Annotated in this window: 11 protein-coding genes; 5 read left to right on the forward strand and 6 right to left on the reverse strand. The window is 67.5% G+C overall.

The features are described from left to right. Window positions 1-895 precede the first annotated feature (895 nt). Window positions 896-1318 carry a hypothetical protein gene (locus V6U86_RS31325; RefSeq protein WP_334509730.1) on the forward strand — a complete coding sequence of 141 codons (423 nt, stop codon included), beginning with the start codon at window positions 896-898 and terminating at the stop codon, window positions 1316-1318. Window positions 1319-1441: 123 nt separating this feature from the next. On the opposite strand, the gene V6U86_RS31330 is transcribed toward V6U86_RS31325, so the two are convergent. Then, entirely contained in the window at window positions 1442-1900 is a 459-nt protein-coding gene (locus V6U86_RS31330; protein WP_334509732.1) for a hypothetical protein, read from the reverse strand. A 90-nt stretch (window positions 1901-1990) separates the two neighbouring features. Further along, complete coding sequence (locus V6U86_RS31335; RefSeq protein WP_334509734.1) at window positions 1991-2170, reverse strand: hypothetical protein; 180 nt, start codon at window positions 2168-2170, stop codon at window positions 1991-1993. 479 nt (window positions 2171-2649) lie between these two features. Here V6U86_RS31335 and V6U86_RS31340 point away from each other — a divergent pair, with 479 nt between their 5' ends. Continuing rightward, entirely contained in the window at window positions 2650-4101 is a 1452-nt protein-coding gene (locus tag V6U86_RS31340; RefSeq protein ID WP_334509736.1) for a DUF4365 domain-containing protein, read from the forward strand. After that, a complete protein-coding gene (locus V6U86_RS31345) occupies window positions 4101-5543 on the forward strand; it encodes an argonaute/piwi family protein (RefSeq protein WP_334509738.1) in 1443 nt (480 codons plus the stop codon). The genes V6U86_RS31340 and V6U86_RS31345 overlap by 1 nt, the downstream gene beginning before the upstream one ends. A 673-nt stretch (window positions 5544-6216) precedes the next feature. Here the strand turns inward: V6U86_RS31345 and V6U86_RS31350 are convergent. Next, window positions 6217-6987, reverse strand: coding sequence for an endonuclease domain-containing protein (locus V6U86_RS31350; RefSeq protein WP_334509740.1), 771 nt, complete (start codon window positions 6985-6987; stop codon window positions 6217-6219). Window positions 6988-7453: 466 nt separating this feature from the next. Between V6U86_RS31350 and V6U86_RS31355 the strand changes: the two genes are divergently transcribed. Continuing rightward, complete coding sequence (locus tag V6U86_RS31355; RefSeq protein ID WP_334509742.1) at window positions 7454-9211, forward strand: hypothetical protein; 1758 nt, start codon at window positions 7454-7456, stop codon at window positions 9209-9211. Window positions 9212-9369: 158 nt separating this feature from the next. Continuing rightward, the gene (locus V6U86_RS31360; protein ID WP_334509744.1) at window positions 9370-10128 is read left to right on the forward strand and encodes a hypothetical protein; all 759 of its coding nucleotides are present in this window, start codon (window positions 9370-9372) and stop codon (window positions 10126-10128) included. Between the two features lie 262 nt (window positions 10129-10390). Here V6U86_RS31360 and V6U86_RS31365 read toward each other — a convergent pair whose 3' ends face one another. The 3 genes from V6U86_RS31365 to V6U86_RS31375 are packed head-to-tail and all read right to left on the reverse strand — an operon-like array spanning window position 10391 to window position 15017. Continuing rightward, window positions 10391-11188, reverse strand: coding sequence for a thiopeptide-type bacteriocin biosynthesis protein (locus V6U86_RS31365; protein WP_334509746.1), 798 nt, complete (start codon window positions 11186-11188; stop codon window positions 10391-10393). 13 nt (window positions 11189-11201) lie between these two features. Beyond that, entirely contained in the window at window positions 11202-12272 is a 1071-nt protein-coding gene (locus V6U86_RS31370) for a lanthionine synthetase C family protein (RefSeq protein ID WP_334509748.1), read from the reverse strand. Window positions 12273-12275: 3 nt separating this feature from the next. Continuing rightward, a complete protein-coding gene (locus tag V6U86_RS31375) occupies window positions 12276-15017 on the reverse strand; it encodes a lantibiotic dehydratase (protein ID WP_334509750.1) in 2742 nt (913 codons plus the stop codon). Between the last annotated feature and the right edge of the window lie 29 nt (window positions 15018-15046).

Raw genomic sequence — 15046 nt, forward strand, 5'->3', positions numbered from 1 at the left:
ACCCAGGCATCCTCGATGATCATCCTTAGCAGACAGACACCGGGGTTACGAGACGTCCCTTAGTTTGGCTGGCAGTTGGCAGGACGCGACGACGGGGCCTGGCCGGTCAAGAGGGGGCACCACGTGCCAGCGGCAAGAACTGCTCCGCTTCCGGCCTCATCGTCAAGCGACTGGGCCGCTCGATGGCTAACGTGCTGGAGATGCAGTTTTGGTCGAGCCAGCAAGGGCCGCTCTATGCGGCGACACTCGTCACGAGAGTCAACGGTGCATCGGCGAAGTTGTCTGTCCGGAATGCAGCAACGTCCTGGTACGTCTCTACGATGCCGCTGGGGGCGTGGTCGTGGACGGCTGGGTTCCGGCACACGGAGCAGCACCTGGCGACCCGAGTAGCAGGTCGGTGGGTTGGCGGCTCGGTGCGTTCGTTGATGCCGACATGGCCGAGGCTGCCAGTGATCTGGCGTGCTGGCGGGGCCATCACGGCTTCGCGATCTCCACGACTCTCTGTCGGGAGATGGAGGCGGCCTATCTCCGCCGGGGGAAGGCAGTCCGGCCGCCGGCGATCCGGGTGGAGAGAAATTTGGGCGGTGCTTGATAGGCTGCGAGGACAACTGACCGTCTGAGACGGGGCCGCTCGTCACCGCCGGAAATGGGACGCCCGGCACGTGAATCCCGAGGGGGATACCGTGTCGGCTGCCCTTTCCTCGTCCCTCGCTGGCGTGTTAGGCCGCCTCCTGCTCGCAGGGCTCGCCCGTTGGGTCGTGATCTCGTACGTAACGGTGACGGCACTGCGCACCAGCGACCCCGACCGGCGCACGGCGGCGCTGCGGATTCTGGAGCTCGTAGTGCCCGGTCACGCGGTTCGGCCCGTCCCGCAAGACGGTGACAATCAACCAGCGTGAGTGGTGACACCGCCGCCACCTACTGCGAAGTCATAGCCGAAGCCGAGCCGGTGACCATCACCTTGCCGGAGGTGGAACGCCTGGTGGCAGCGCTCGGCATGGCGTGCAAGTTGGCCACCGAGCGAATCGGCGAGGATCCCGCTGACGCCGCCGACGCGATCGTCGGCATCGGCGCGGATGTCAGGACCAACGAGAACAGCAAGCCGGTGGCCATCAGCGGAAGAACGCTGGTGTACTCGCGTACCGTACTAACGCGCCACCGAACGGCTGACGGCCGGTATCTGGGCTTGCCCATGCGGGGAGTCACACCGGGCCCGGCGCAGCCCCCTGCACCCCGGTGCAGGGGGCTCACCGCCGAACTCAACGTCGTCGGCGGGCGGCTGGCCAGGTCTGACGAGCGACCCGCCGACCAGCGGTAGAGCCCGTCCGCCGCGGTCACCGTCGACAGGCCGCAGGCTGACGAGGCTGTCCAGAGCCAGGGTGAGGTGCTGCGGCAACCTCGCGTAATAAGGGCAGCGTGGCCGAACGGGGGCGACCGCAGTTCAGCGTGCTCGATTCCAGAGCGGCAGCGTCCTCAAGGCATCGAGCACTGTCCGCTCCAGTGTCGCAGCTGCAAATTTGTCCTCCGTTACAGCCCACCTCACGTGCAGATCGGCCCAAGCGATGGCATCCTGCGCCCAGACCGTAGCCCGCTTCGCTGTTCCGCTCACCAGTTCGTCGAGGCGTTGCCGCACGAAGTCCGGGTCGGCAAGTGCTCGGTCGAGGACCGCCTCGCCCAGCCCGCTGACGGCACCCTTGCCTCGCTGGTAGACGGTCAATCGTCCTCGGATGCCCTGCCCGTTTCGCTCGCCGGCCATCCCGACGTAGATCAGCCCTCCGTCGGCATCCTGCCGTACAAGATAGACGCCCGGCAGGCGCGGCGCGTGGACGACCGCGTTGGCGAACGGCAGCCAAGGCGACCACGTCGCGAGGCGTTCCACCAGGCCGTCATCCACTGCCACGGAAAGCCCGCCATCCTTTGTACGCCGCTCGCCACCAGATCGACGAGCGATGGCTGCTGCTCCTTCGGGGTGCCGATACGTGTCGCCGAATCACCCGAGGACGACCTCGTGGCGGTACGCCTGCACACGAGCGCCGTCCCCGAGCACGACCTCGACCCGACCAACGTCGTCGGGCTGCCTCCCCACGGCGTGGACCGGCTTATCGGCGTGCTCATCTGGCCGATCGTGGTCGGTCTCGGCACGGTTGGGCCGGAAGATCCACAGGCCCACTGGACATGAACACCCCCAGAGATAGCACGCTTGTTCGAGCGCCGAGTCTAGTCACACGGGGTGCGGCTTGACCCTGCGACACGACGTTCGTGCGCTGGGCAACGTCAGCGCACGCTGGGAGAAGAGGTATCTCAACGGCGCTCGTAGTGGCGGGCCGACTGCTTCCCGAGATACCCACGCCTTCACAGTCAGCGTCGCCAGGGCGTCGCCCTCAAGTCATCCGGCTCGGGCGGTCGAGGGCGACAGCGAGATCACCACGTATCCCAGCGTCCGGTGACGCAGAGTTGTTCCGGCGAAACCATGGCCCTCGGAGACCCGACGGTGCCGCACCGATAAGGCCGAGAATGGCCCTGGTCGGCCAAAGTTCGGAACTGTCGTACTGGCCTCCGATAATTGAAGGGGTGTCGTACGTCCTCGGCGGCGGGCGGGTTAGGCAGAGACGTGGGGTGATGGACGTGCCGCTCAAGCGGGGCAAAAGGGTGAGTCAGCAGACCTTGATCGGCGAGGGCGGGGTCTCGATGATCAGCCGCCGAGTCAACGAGATGGGCTTCCTGTACCACGACAGGCGGGTGGACCACGGCATCGACGGGGAGATCGAACTCGTCGCCGACGGTAACGCGCTCAACCGCATCATCATGGTGCAAAGCAAGGCCAGCAACCGTCCTCACACCTTCGAGACATCGGAGAGCTTCCAGTGGACGCCGCGGCCGGAGGACCTCGACTACTGGCTCGGCGGCAACGCTCCGGTCATCGTGGTGCTCTCCCGGCCGGCGGAGGACTTGGCCTGGTGGGTAGACATCCGAGCGGAGTTCAGTGACCCCCGGCGACGCACCGAAGGGACGGTGACCGTCAACAAGCAAACACATGTCTTCGACAAGTCCGCCGCCCCAGCGATGCTCCGCATCGGCGTGCCCCGCGACTCTGGTCTCTTCCTGCCCCCGCCGCCGAAGAAGGAACTGCTGACCTCGAACCTGTTACCCGTCGAAGGATTCCCCGACCACATCTTCGTCGCACCGGCCGTCGTTGAGGGCTACCGCTCAGCCTGGGAGATTCTGCGGGAAGCACCGGGCGAGGGGACGGCCTGGATCCTGCACGACAAGATGGTCATCAGCTTCGGAGACCTGCGCAACCAGCCACTTCGCGGGCTATGTGATGGCGGAGTCGAACGGCACGACACCGCCGAGTGGGCCAACAGCGATGATGACGATCGGCTGCATCAGTTCGGCGACCTGCTGCGCCGAACGCTCGTGAATGACCGCAGGCGCGATGTCCAGTGGCACCAGGACCGGCATCACCTCCACTTCCGTGCCACTCGCGATCTGGCTCCTCGAGTGGTCGGCCGAGGCAACGGCAGACGCGGCCGTACGGTGTTCGGGCCCCACTACTCCAAGGCCGAGCCCGAGCGGGTGAGCTACTACCACCACGCCGCCGTCAACCCACGATTCCGGCGGATCGATGGGCAATGGCTCTGCCACCTCGACATCGACTACTGCTTCACTCACGACGGTTGGAAGGAGTCATCCTTCGCCGACGGGCTGCTCGCCGGCATCAAACGGCTGGAACGACACCCCTCGGTCCTCGGCTGGACCCGAATGTGGGAAGGCTACTTCCAGGGCGACCTCCTGAGCGCCCGCTCTCTGCTCACCTTCGGCAAGTTGCTGACCTTCGAGGTTGACCGCGGCATCGACGACGACTGGTGGGGACCAGCTCCTGGCACTGGCGCCGACGATCCCACCGACGACCGGGTTAACGCCGGCGGGGACAGAGCGCTGAACCGGGTCCCGGTGGACCAGGACGACCTTCTCTCGCTGCTCAGCGAGATGACCGCGGCCGCCGACCCTCCGGCCCAGTCGAAGAACCTCCGCTCGCCCCGGCGAGCGACGAAGCGAGCGCCACGTCCCCGAGGCCATGACAGCCGGAGTAGTGACTGATGCAGATCGACGTTCTCAACGAGCCTGAGCTGGAGTTCGGCGGTGGCGGGCGGCACGTCGATCCTCGGTTCGGCATAGCGGCCTACGGTCCGGCCGACCTCGGACTCGACGGCGCCCCAACCACCATGCGGCTCGGCCTGGTCGGGCCCCGAGATCACCTCGACGGCCTCCGACGGTGGATCGATCGCTGCCGACAGCCGATCGACGCCAAGGACGCGAGGTACCCACATCTGTTTCCCGCCTTCCCCGGATGCGACGCCCAGGTCGGCCTCTTCACCACCCTGACCTTCGCCGGCCGCAACTGCCGCGAGGTGTCCCCTCGCGCACTCGAGAAGGCGGCCAGCCTGCCCGGGGAACTGGCGGTGAAGGCCATGGTCGACGCCTACATGGACGAGCTGGAGGCGATCGCGGAGGACAACAGGGTCGATGTCATCGTCGTGGCCCGCCCCGACACCCTCGACGACGTGCACCTCGCCTCCGCGCCGAAGGCTGACGACCATGACACCAGCCGTCGGCGCGGCCGAGGTAATGCACCCGTCATCGCCAATTTCCACGACCTGCTCAAAGCCCGGGCGCTGCGCCTCGGCAAACCGCTCCAGATCCTTCGGCGCAGCACCTGGGACGAATCAGCACCGCCTCCCCCACGTCGCAGTCGACAGGACGAGGCGACCCGAGCATGGAACCTGCACGTCGCGCTCTACTACAAGGCCGGCGGAGTTCCGTGGCGTCTGCGACGGACGTCAACCGACCTGGCCACCTGCTACGTGGGTATCTCCTTCTACCGCACCTCATCCTCCGAGGCCCTCGACACCGCGGTCGCCCACATCTTCAACGAGCGCGGCGACGGCGTCATCGTTCGAGGCGGAACAGCACACGTCAGCCGCGACGACAAACAACCCCACCTTCTCGCCTCCGACGCCAAGAACCTGCTCCTCAACGCCCTTGCCGTCTACAAGCGGGAACATCGCACCCTCCCCGCGCGTGTGGCCATCCACAAGTCGTCCCGGTTCAACCCCAACGAGGTCGACGGCTTCACGGCCGCGGCCGACGATCGGGAACTACACGCCCTCGACCTCATCTGGATCACCAACAGCGAGGACACCCTGCTGTTCCGCCCCGGTGCCGCCCCGCCGCTGCGGGGAACGTTCATGACCCTCTCGGCGACGGAACACCTCGTCTACACAAAAGGCAGCGTCGACTTCTACTCCACCTACCCAGGAATGTATGTCCCCCGACCGGTCGGTCTCCGCCCAGCAAGACTCACCATCAGCCCACACGAACTCGCCACCGAGATCCTCGCCCTGAGCAAGATGAACTGGAACCAGTCACAACTCGACGGCCGGTTCCCCATCACCCTCCGCACGGCCGACCAGGTCAAACAGATTCTCCGGTTCTGCAACCCGACCGAGGAAATCGCGACGCGGTACGCCCAATACATGTAGTCCGGCCGACTGCGAGTTCCGAGGGGCGACGCGAGCCGCTCACCGCCAGGCGGTACCGCCGTTGGACGCTGGGACCGGCGGGGCCGCCTGGGGCAGTGCGCGGGCGGTTTTGCATTGGAACTAACTACCTAGCCAGGCGACTCGACCGCTCCCGCCCCAAAATCGGTGACCTGCCACCCCACCAGCCCGCGAGGCGCTACCCGTGCCACAGCACCGTGTGCACATCGGGCCGCCCCGGGACCCCATGCAACCTGGGCAGTTGGCTAACTCCATGAGCGGCTGGCTGCCCTGGCTTCTGCCAGGGCTGGGGCTCGCCGCCGGTTAGCTCGCCGGCACAACATAGGCCAGACGCGAAGGCGCTCGAGAGGCCAGCGCGACGATGTGGGCGGCAATGGAACCCGTCCTGTCACGGATCGGAACCGAGTTGCCTCATCCTTGATCGACACGGCTGTACAACTGGCCAAGCGGCTGCGACGGCTCCGTCAGGAGCAAGGTCTCGACTGCTACCTCCTCGAAGACGGAGGTCTCTGGTTCGAAGTCCGGTAGCTCCGGTGTCAGCCGGGGCAGCTTGGTAGCGATCAGTGGCCCCGGGTACGTGTCGCTTGCGGACAGCTGCGCCGTAACGGGCTGCTTGCTGGTACTCCACGGCCTGGGATTTCCGTCCCGCCCTCACTCACCGGGCTGGGACACCGAGATGGTGCGTTCCCGGCTTGAAGCCGGCAGGTAGATAGAGCACTTCGATCCCCAGGATCACCGAGGGCGGTCGGCGACGGTAGTTGTCGAATAACAGCGAATCGGCCCGGCCCTCGGCGGTGTTACACGATGAGCAAAGCAGGCCGCGAATCAGCCCGCTTGCATGATCATGGTCCCTCACCAACTTGCCGACTGTATGACCCTGCCCGCAAACCGCGCAGCGGCCCTCGTGCCAACGCTTCAACTCGGCGTAGGCAGCCCGCTGATAGGGCAGCACGTAGGGGCCGACCGTCGCCGGGGCAACTCCGGCCGCCGCCATGGCGTCGTGTGAGGGCATAACCCACGCCCAGCACGCCGGTCTACCTTCGGGTGTGGCCGGGTCAAGGTCAGGTAGACGAGGCTTACACGCACCGCAGAGTCGGCTCTTCACCGCCGCGACGCCGTCCCGCGCCAACATCGCGACCACCTCCGACGAGCCGATCTTGCGCGCGCCACCCGTTGCCTGGCCAGCAACAAAGTTGAGGACTTGTTCCAGGTCGCCACCATGTCCTTCGAGCAGCACCCCGAAGGCGTGCAAGTCCTCGGGAAACTGCGGCGGTGCCGGGCGGGGTGGGCGTCGGCAGCTCGACCTGTGGATCTTGCCTTTGTTCAAGAGGTAGAGGTAGCTGTCAGGTTTCAGCGGCTGCTGCTCTTCCCTCCACCGCTGGACAATCTGCTCATGGCCGCGGCGGGCCTCGGCGTAGTGGGACATCGCCAGGTCGCAAGAGCTACAGCAGGCGCTCTCCCACCTTGTTGCCTGAAGAAGATCGTCTCGGATCTCCCGCGCATCGCCCTCGCCGGCCGCGACTCTTTCTAGGATCCAAAGCACTGTTGGGAGGTCGAGGGACCAGGTCTCCTTCCCGCCAAACTGCTTCCAGCAGGTCAGGGTGGAGCCTTCGAGGGAATGGTCACCGAGATGTACGTCCAACTTAAAGCTCTGACCTTGCATGGGAACTCCCGCACGGGATCGATAGCCTCCGCAGCGCCAGCAGAGTAGCCAGTCGGTCCGACATCTCACTGGATGCCAACTCGGAGAGGCTCGCCGAGACCAGTCGCTGGTGATGACCGATCCCGCGCGACTACGCCGGCCCCAGCAGGCAGGCGCCGAGGATGCGGACGCGATCCGATCGGCACGGGTGCTGCCGCCCCTCCATCACCGGAGGCCGGATGATGGTCCGGTGATGCACGAGTTGAACCAACTGGGAGAGCGTCCCTTCGAGGACCTGTGCCGCGCACTGGCCGTCCATGTCCTCGGAGTCGGTATCCAGGCGTTCGGTGACGGTCCCGACGGAGGGCGCGAGGCGACCTTCGAGGGCCCACTCACCCACGCCGGGGCGAGCGGTCGCTGGAACGGCTACGGAGTGCTGCAGGCGAAGTACCGCCGCAGTGGGTACGGAAACAAGGACGCCGAGTGGCTCCGACAGCAGATCAAACCCGAACTCGACGCGTGGCTCGATCCGACCCGGCGGCGTGTGACCGCAGGTCGCCGCCCGGAGTACCTGATCATCGCCACAAACGTGCGGCTGTCCAGTGCGCCCTCCAACGGCGGCATCGACCGCATACACACCCTGCTGCGCGGATACGCCGATCGGCTCGGCCTCAAAGACATCGCCCTGTGGGACGCCAACTCACTGTCGATGTACCTCGACGCCTACCCCGAGGTGCGGCAGGGCTTCTCCCATCTCATCTCGTCAGCGGACGTGCTCGCGAAGACCTTCACCACCTTGAACCGCATCGATGATGCCCTCCGCCCGCCCACCATTCAGGTCGGCCAAGGGCCGCCGGGCAATCAACGGGCATTCCGTGCGGTCTACCAAGCAGCCGGCGGCCAACAGGTTCTCGGCGAACCCACCAGTGAGGTCTACGACGACGGCCCCGGCTGGGTACAGCACTTCGAAGGCGGCCTCGGGCAGCCCGAGGCGGTGATCTGCGCCCAGGCACGGCACGACCCGGTCGCGATGGACGCCACCATCTGGGACGCGCTGCGGGCGTCGAGCCCGGGGCAGCTCACCGACGTCGGCTACCCGGTCCGGTCCGCGTCGCCTCCATTCATCGGCGCGGCTTCTCGCAACATTGTCCTCGACGGAGGCCAGTGGGGGCCGGGCGAACTCGTGCGCGGCGACGAGGGGCTCTGGCGCTGGCAACCGCAGCTGCGCTTCAGCTTCGAGACGCGCGAGCTGGACCGGTGGGCCTCCACCGGCGACTGTATGGACCTCCGGCTGCGGTGCGCGGTGCGAATGCTATGGCAGCATGCCGAGCGTGCTATCGACGGAGCAGGCCGTAAGCGTCTGCTTGCCGCCCTGGCCGCCGGTCCGCTTCCCGCGCTTGCGACAGCGATGGCCCGTCGCATGGGCCTGTCCACCGACCCTGAGAGCTGGGAGCGCACCCCGGACGACGACGGCTACAACGACCGGCGCTTCGCCAACTACCGTCTTCGCTTCACCGGCGAGTCCGGACGCACCGCCCTCGGGCTCTGGGCACGGTTCCAGCTACCCGACGGCCTACAGCCCACCATCGTGGCTATCGTCGACCTACGGATCGACATCACCGCCCTGCCAACTCCAGGCGACGCACCAACCAACGGATTCACCCGGCTGGGTCTGCAGGACCTACAGCGCTTCTACACCGCAGCCTGGACCACAGCGCACCATCACCTCCCGCTCGCCGTGACCGCGGACCCGCAGGACCAACTCCCCGCCGGCCCAACCGTCACGGAACTCCACCTTCAAGCCGAGCAGGCCAACACCCCGCCTAACAATCGCGCCCGTGACCTCCAGGAACTGATCGACCTAACCACCTTCGGCGAGCCCACCCGAGACTCGCTCCCCCAGATGTCGATCGCCGTCACTTCCGCGCCGGTACCGCCACCGCAGGTCGACGACCTCATCACCGATGCCCTGCGACGCATGGCCGAGGGCTTCGGCTTCCTAGAATGATCGTGACAGTCGTAGCCGGCTCCAGCAGGAGCGCGACACAACGGCGCCGACTCACCGCACCCGCAGGCGTAGAGGAGCCGACCTCCAGCTCGCCACGCCGGGCCGGCGTCCGCAATCGCCCAAGACCTCGTCGGCGACCACTTCGTACGCTGGTCGCAATGAACCCCTATGCTGCCGCCGCTGAAACGCCAAACTGGACCGACAAGCTCGAGGCATGGTCGACGTTCGGTGCCGCCGTCTTCGCCGCACTTGCCGTCATCGTCGCATTCATGGTGTGGCGCCATGACCAACGGCTCAGACGCGAGGACAAACTCGACGCTCAGAGCGCGCAGGCGTGGCTCGTTCTGACCACGGTGGATCCCCTCGGGGATCGTGAGCAGGGTTGGCTTGGCGTCAGGTACAGCATCACGAACAACAGCCCCCACACGATCTCGGACCTCTGGATCCGCTTCAAATTCGCCCGGGACGACGGACTTGAATACCCGGACGGCATCCTTGAACTGAAGCCGAGCGAGGTAAAAACGGCGGTTCACGAGTTCGACACGCCGAGGCGTTGGTACGTAAACCTCGTTTCACTTCAAACCACGCGCACGGTGCCGCCCGTAGAGATCGTCGTCACTTTCACCGATGGCCATGGCCTGCGCTGGACGCGTAAGGGCCGAGACAAGCCTGCACGCGACGAGCTGGTTATGACCAAAATTCCGCTCGCGCCGCTGATCGCGGAGTACCTCCGCCTGTCGCACGCGTCCTCGAAGGTGCGCTCGAAGTATCGGCAGCACCGCTTCCGACTTCGCCAGGCGCTCCTCAGAAAGATCATAGAGCGCGCAGAGAACCCTCATGTTCCGCTTAAGCTCCGCTTTCGCCGCTTCGCCACAGCAGCCTGGAAGCGCCTCTCCCGCACCTTGTTCACAATGTGATGACCGCCGCCGTTGGCCTGGGTATCGGCCACTGACCTGGCACACGCTCGTGACGGCTGCGGGAACGCCAACCCCCTGCCTGGCCTGCATCGCAGGTCAAGGCTCGGCCCGTAGGTAGGTAGCCCGAACGTCAGATGTGCCGCTCTGCGCCGAAGAGGGTGTCGTACTCGCCGGCGGCAAGCTGCGGGATGGTCGACTCCTCGGCCGTCTCCCGGGACACGTAGTAGTGATCACCTTCTCGGGCATGGGCGCCTTCCTCCACTCATTCCTGGTGCGTCCACCCGGGTTCTGGCAGGTGCGGATCGGGTACTCCGAAGATGGCTTCCTGGGCCGCTTGGGCGAGGGTGGCCTGGGTGGTGGCGGGTATGCCGAGCCTGTTCCAGTGGAAGATCACGTGCAGTGCGATTACTGCCCGCAGGCCACGGGTGAGGGTGCCCCTTCCCCGTTGGCGGTGTAGGGCTGCGCCGGCGTTCGCGAATGCGGTGTGCCAGTCACCGGTGGCGCGAGGCACACCGAGCAGCAGTCTCCGAACCTCTCCCGTGAACCTCTCCCACCTGGGGACATCGGTTGGGGAAGCCTGGTTGAGGTATGCGGCGCGATGCGCGACGACTTGTGTCCATACGTCGCCTTGCTCGTTGAGGTCCAGCCCTGCTGCGCGCATCAGGGTGGTGCACAAGATCAGTGAGTGTTCGCGCCGGGTGGTGGGGTGCTGGTGGAGGTAGGTGAGGATGTGGCGGCTGTCGTGGTGGAACAGCATGTGGGCGGTGGTCATGGCGTCGTGGCCGCCGAAGGCATGGGTTTCGGGTTCGTAGATGTCGCTGGTCCAGTTGGCCCCTTCGGTGAGTAGCCGGCGGACCTGGTCACCGCTGTCTGGGCTGTATGTGGGGAGGTAGCGGATGCGCCAGGCGCCCTTGCGGATGAACCACCAGCAGGCGATCAAGCCGGCGGTTTCAGCGGCGGGAAGCACTCGGCTGAGGTGGATGACCGCCTGTTGCTCGCGCTCCCGGGTGGTCTGGCCGGGGAGGGTGATGTTGACTTGGTGCCAGGTGGTGTTGTCCACGGTGGCTCTTTCCTTAGGTGAGCAGGAGACAGGCGTCCCAGGCGGTGGTGGCGGCGGTGAGGAGATCGGCTCCTGCCTTCCCGTCGAGGAAGCCCTCAGGCTCGTTGGTGGCGGGGATGGCATGCCGGTGGAGATCGTTGACGAGATCGAGGGGTATGGGGGTGAGGGCGTCGGAAGCGATGCGGCGGGCGGTGGCCAGCAGGCCAGCGGTGCCGTGGCACAGGCCCCGGTCGGTGAGCCGCCGGAGTTGTTCGGGGTCGGTGACGCAGGTGGTGAACGCGGTCTCGGCGAGATGCTGGCGGGTGGTGTCGTGCAGGGCTTGTGCGGCGAGTTGCTGGGCGCGAGCGATGCCGGGGCTGCCGTAGCACCAGGACGGCCGCAGCGGGGTTCGCTGGGCCGGTGTTCCGCGGTGTAGGTCGGTGAGCGTGATGGTTTGCGGCCACCAGATCGTGCCGTCGGTGTGCTGCTGCCAGGCGTCCAGCCATCGGCTGATGCGGTCGATCGCCGTGGTGTGTCCGGCGACGGTGATGCCGTCGCGGAGGGTGAGGGCGAGCAGAGCCAAGGGACCGGTGATGCCGTGCGCCATACCGAGGTTCGCGTGACCGCCTAGGGGCGGTGGCTGGCGGCGTTCGGACCCGTTCCAGCACCACCAGCCGGGCAGTTCGTCGCACGGCTCGGTGAGCCGGACGAGGTAGTCCAGGACCTGACGGAGCAGCTGGTGGTCGCCGAGCCGGCGTAGGACGACGCCGAGTCCGGTCAATCCGCGGATGAGGTCGTACTCGGCGTAGTGCGGCTGCTCGTGGCGGTCGATACGGCGGTGGGCAGTGTCGAGCCGTCGGCGGGTCACTGTGGCGGTGCCGTCGGCGGTGGCCGCTCGTGCCTGGGCGAGCCCGGGGTGGTCGGTGGTGGCGAGGACGAAGGCGAGTGCGGGGGCGCCGTAGAACAGGCTGGCTCCGTCGCTGATGCTCACGCCACCGTCGGTGGCGTCGCGCAGTGCCTCGTATGCTGCCGGCCGGTTGCCGGTTTCGAGGTGCAGCAGGGCGATGCCGGCCGCGCCGTCGGCGAGGGACTGTCCCGTGGTCACGGCTTACGCCCCCACGAGGGTGGTGCGGGCGATGGTGCGGGCCAGCCGCAGGCAGTGCTGTTCGGAGGTGGGGTCGACGCCGATCATGCGGGCGTGGTGCAGGTGCAGCAGGTCGCCGAGCACGTCGTCGGGGTCGAGCCCGTCGTCGGCGACCATGGAGCGGTAGGCGGCCAGCGCTGCCGCGAGCCGCTCGTCATGCACTGGGCGTCGGGCGTGTTCGAGCTGGGCGGGGTCGAGGCGGGGGCCGGTCTGGTGAGGGACGTGGGTGGCGAGCCAGCGTGGCCCGTCGCCGATGAAGCCTTCGACGATGGTGATCATCCCGGCGGCGGTGGCGGCTTGGCGGTCTCCGGTGAGCCGGTGCAGGGCGGCGCGGGAGTCGGCGGCGAACACCCGCTCGGCGGCGGCGAGGGTCGCTGCGGCGCCGTGGCGGGTTTCGGGACGGTACGGGTGCAGGCTGTAATCGTGAACGACGGCGTCGTCGTGCAGGTGCTGCACCCAGCGGGCGAGGTGGCGGGTGGTGTCGGCGAACCGGCCGGTATTCGGAAGCGGGATGCGTAGCCGGAGGTGCGGCTCGGGGTGGGGATACCTCAGGAACCACCAGCCGGCTGGGAGGTGGTCGGCGGGGCGGCGGGCGAGGTCGGTCAGGATGTCGTCGAGCCGACCGTGTAGGTGTGCTTCGATCCACCGTGACTGCCCTGGCCAGTGCTGGACAGTGGTGGCTGGTCGGGCTGGTCGGGCTGGTCTGACGGCCGGCGTGGGGTGGGTGAGGGTGAGCAGGAGTTCGGCGGGGCGGTCGTCGATCCAGCCCGCTGGCCCTGGGGCCTCGGTGATCACGGTGCGGGGATGCCGTTCGAGGTGGTCGCGTAGGACCGCCAGGTGGGCGGGGTTGTCCAGGTCAAGGCGTAGGCGTATGTCGTCATCGCCGACCAGGACCTGCTCCGGGATGTGCCGTTGGAGGCGGTGTCGTTGCCAGGCGTCACACCATTGCGCCCATTCTGTCCCCTGAGCGGGAAGCGCGGTGTGGTCGATGATCCAGCGGGCGGGGTGCACGATGGTGTGTCCCCGTCGCAGGCGGGGTAGGAACGGCAGGCCGCTGGCGTGTCCCCAGTCGAACCGGCTGCATGGTGCCGTCCATGAGGTCCAGATCTCGGCCAGGAACCGCATCAGCGGCTGCTGCAGCGTGGGCAGCAGGACGCTGTTGAACAGCAACGGTTCGAGGGGCTGACCGGTGGTCAGCGATACCAGCCACAACCGGCGTCCGTCGCCGGTCACCGCCAGGTCCTCGATCGTGTACGGCGGTGCCGGGTGGAATTCGCCGACAGGGAGGACGGGCAGCAGCTCGGGCGTCCGGGCTACTGCGGTGAGGCGGGCGTCAAGGGGTGGTCCGGACATCTGGAGTGGGGCCGCGCCGGGCAGGGCGGTCGGCAGATGCTGGTAGACCTGCTGGAATCCGGCGAGTTCGGCGGAGGTGAGCAGGTGTAGGAACCGGGCCGCGGCGACGCCGGCGTGGCGGGATCCGCTGAGTACCGTCAGGGTGAAGGCGCCACGGTCGAGATCGTGCGGGGTATCGGCGGCGAGGGTGAACCGTAGTTCGGTGTGCGGGATTGGCGGCCGGTCGTCATTCCCGCGGAGCCGGTCGATCAGCGCGTCGTCGAGCACCACTTCGGTGCAGCCGTCGAGTGCGGCCTGCTGCGCGAGCTGGCCGAGCAGGCGGTCGCGGGCGGTGAATAGCGCTGGGGCGCGGCGAGTGGATCCCCGGTAGCCGGCCGGGAAGCCCAGCACGTTCAGCACCTCACGGATGGGAACAGCCCCTCCGGGACCCCATCGCTCGATGAACGCGTTGTGGTACTCGGTCCATCCGGGGGTAGGTGGTGGCGCTACCGCCACGAGGGTCGACGCGGCCCGCTCCGCCTCGTGCAGGACCGGCGGGGGCAGGGTCACGGCGATGTCGGCACGTAGATCGACGGCGGTCCGGCTGCTCGGCTCCGGAATGAGGCAGTGGCGGGCGACCTGAGCGGCCGGGTCTGTGGCGGTCATGGGCGGGCGGAGAGCCGACAGCAGCACCCCGGTGTGAACCAGGTCGGCCAGCAGCCGCTCGGCGTCGGCGATGCTGGCAGGTACAGCGATCGTCTCGGCGAGGTCGGCGAACCTGACCGGGGACCGCGCCGCCTGGATCGCGGCTCGGATTGGGCTGGTCAGGCGGATCTCGACGTCCCACCGCCGATCGGCGCTGGCGCGGGCGCAGGGCAGCACCCACCTGTCGCCGCGCCGGTATCCCAATGAGTTCGTCACGACGGGGGCGGTGCGCAGGGTGGCCAGGTCGTGTTCGGCCCGCGTGGTGTGCTCGGCGATGAACTGGCCGTCGGGGCGGGGGACCGCGCGATGGGCGTCGCCCAGGCGGACTGCCGCGCGAGCGCCGAACTGGACCGGGGCGACGCCGGCGAAGGTGCCGAACGGGGTCGCTCGGGTGGTCCAGCGCAGCAGGTACCGGACCGCTGATTGCACCAGGCGCCGCAGCCGCTGCGGTGGCATGGGTTCCCCGCTCAGAGCGCGTTGAATCTGGTCGGCGAGCTGCGGTGCCGCGCCGGTAACGGCTGCCGCGAATCCAGGCAGCGTCCACGTCTTGTCCAGCCACTCACGCCACTGATCCGGATGACCGTGGGCCATGTCTGGCCAGGGCGGCAGAACGAGGCCCTTGGGGTAGGCGGCGATTCTGATCAGCGCCGCACCAGCTGCGGGAAACATGAGGCACCACCGAATCGTCGGGCCCGGCG

It is taken from the genome of Micromonospora sp. CPCC 205558, assembly GCF_036902955.1.
Taxonomy (GTDB): domain Bacteria; phylum Actinomycetota; class Actinomycetes; order Mycobacteriales; family Micromonosporaceae; genus Micromonospora.

What these genes read in the sequence shown, in the direction of transcription:
- V6U86_RS31375 (WP_334509750.1), bottom strand. Translation starts at nt 15,017, where the DNA reads ATGTTTCCCGCAGCTGGTGCGGCGCTGATCAGAATCGCCGCCTACCCC.
- V6U86_RS31350 (WP_334509740.1), bottom strand. Translation starts at nt 6,987, where the DNA reads ATGTCCCACTACGCCGAGGCCCGCCGCGGCCATGAGCAGATTGTCCAG.
- V6U86_RS31345 (WP_334509738.1), top strand. Translation starts at nt 4,101, where the DNA reads ATGCAGATCGACGTTCTCAACGAGCCTGAGCTGGAGTTCGGCGGTGGC.
- V6U86_RS31360 (WP_334509744.1), top strand. Translation starts at nt 9,370, where the DNA reads ATGAACCCCTATGCTGCCGCCGCTGAAACGCCAAACTGGACCGACAAG.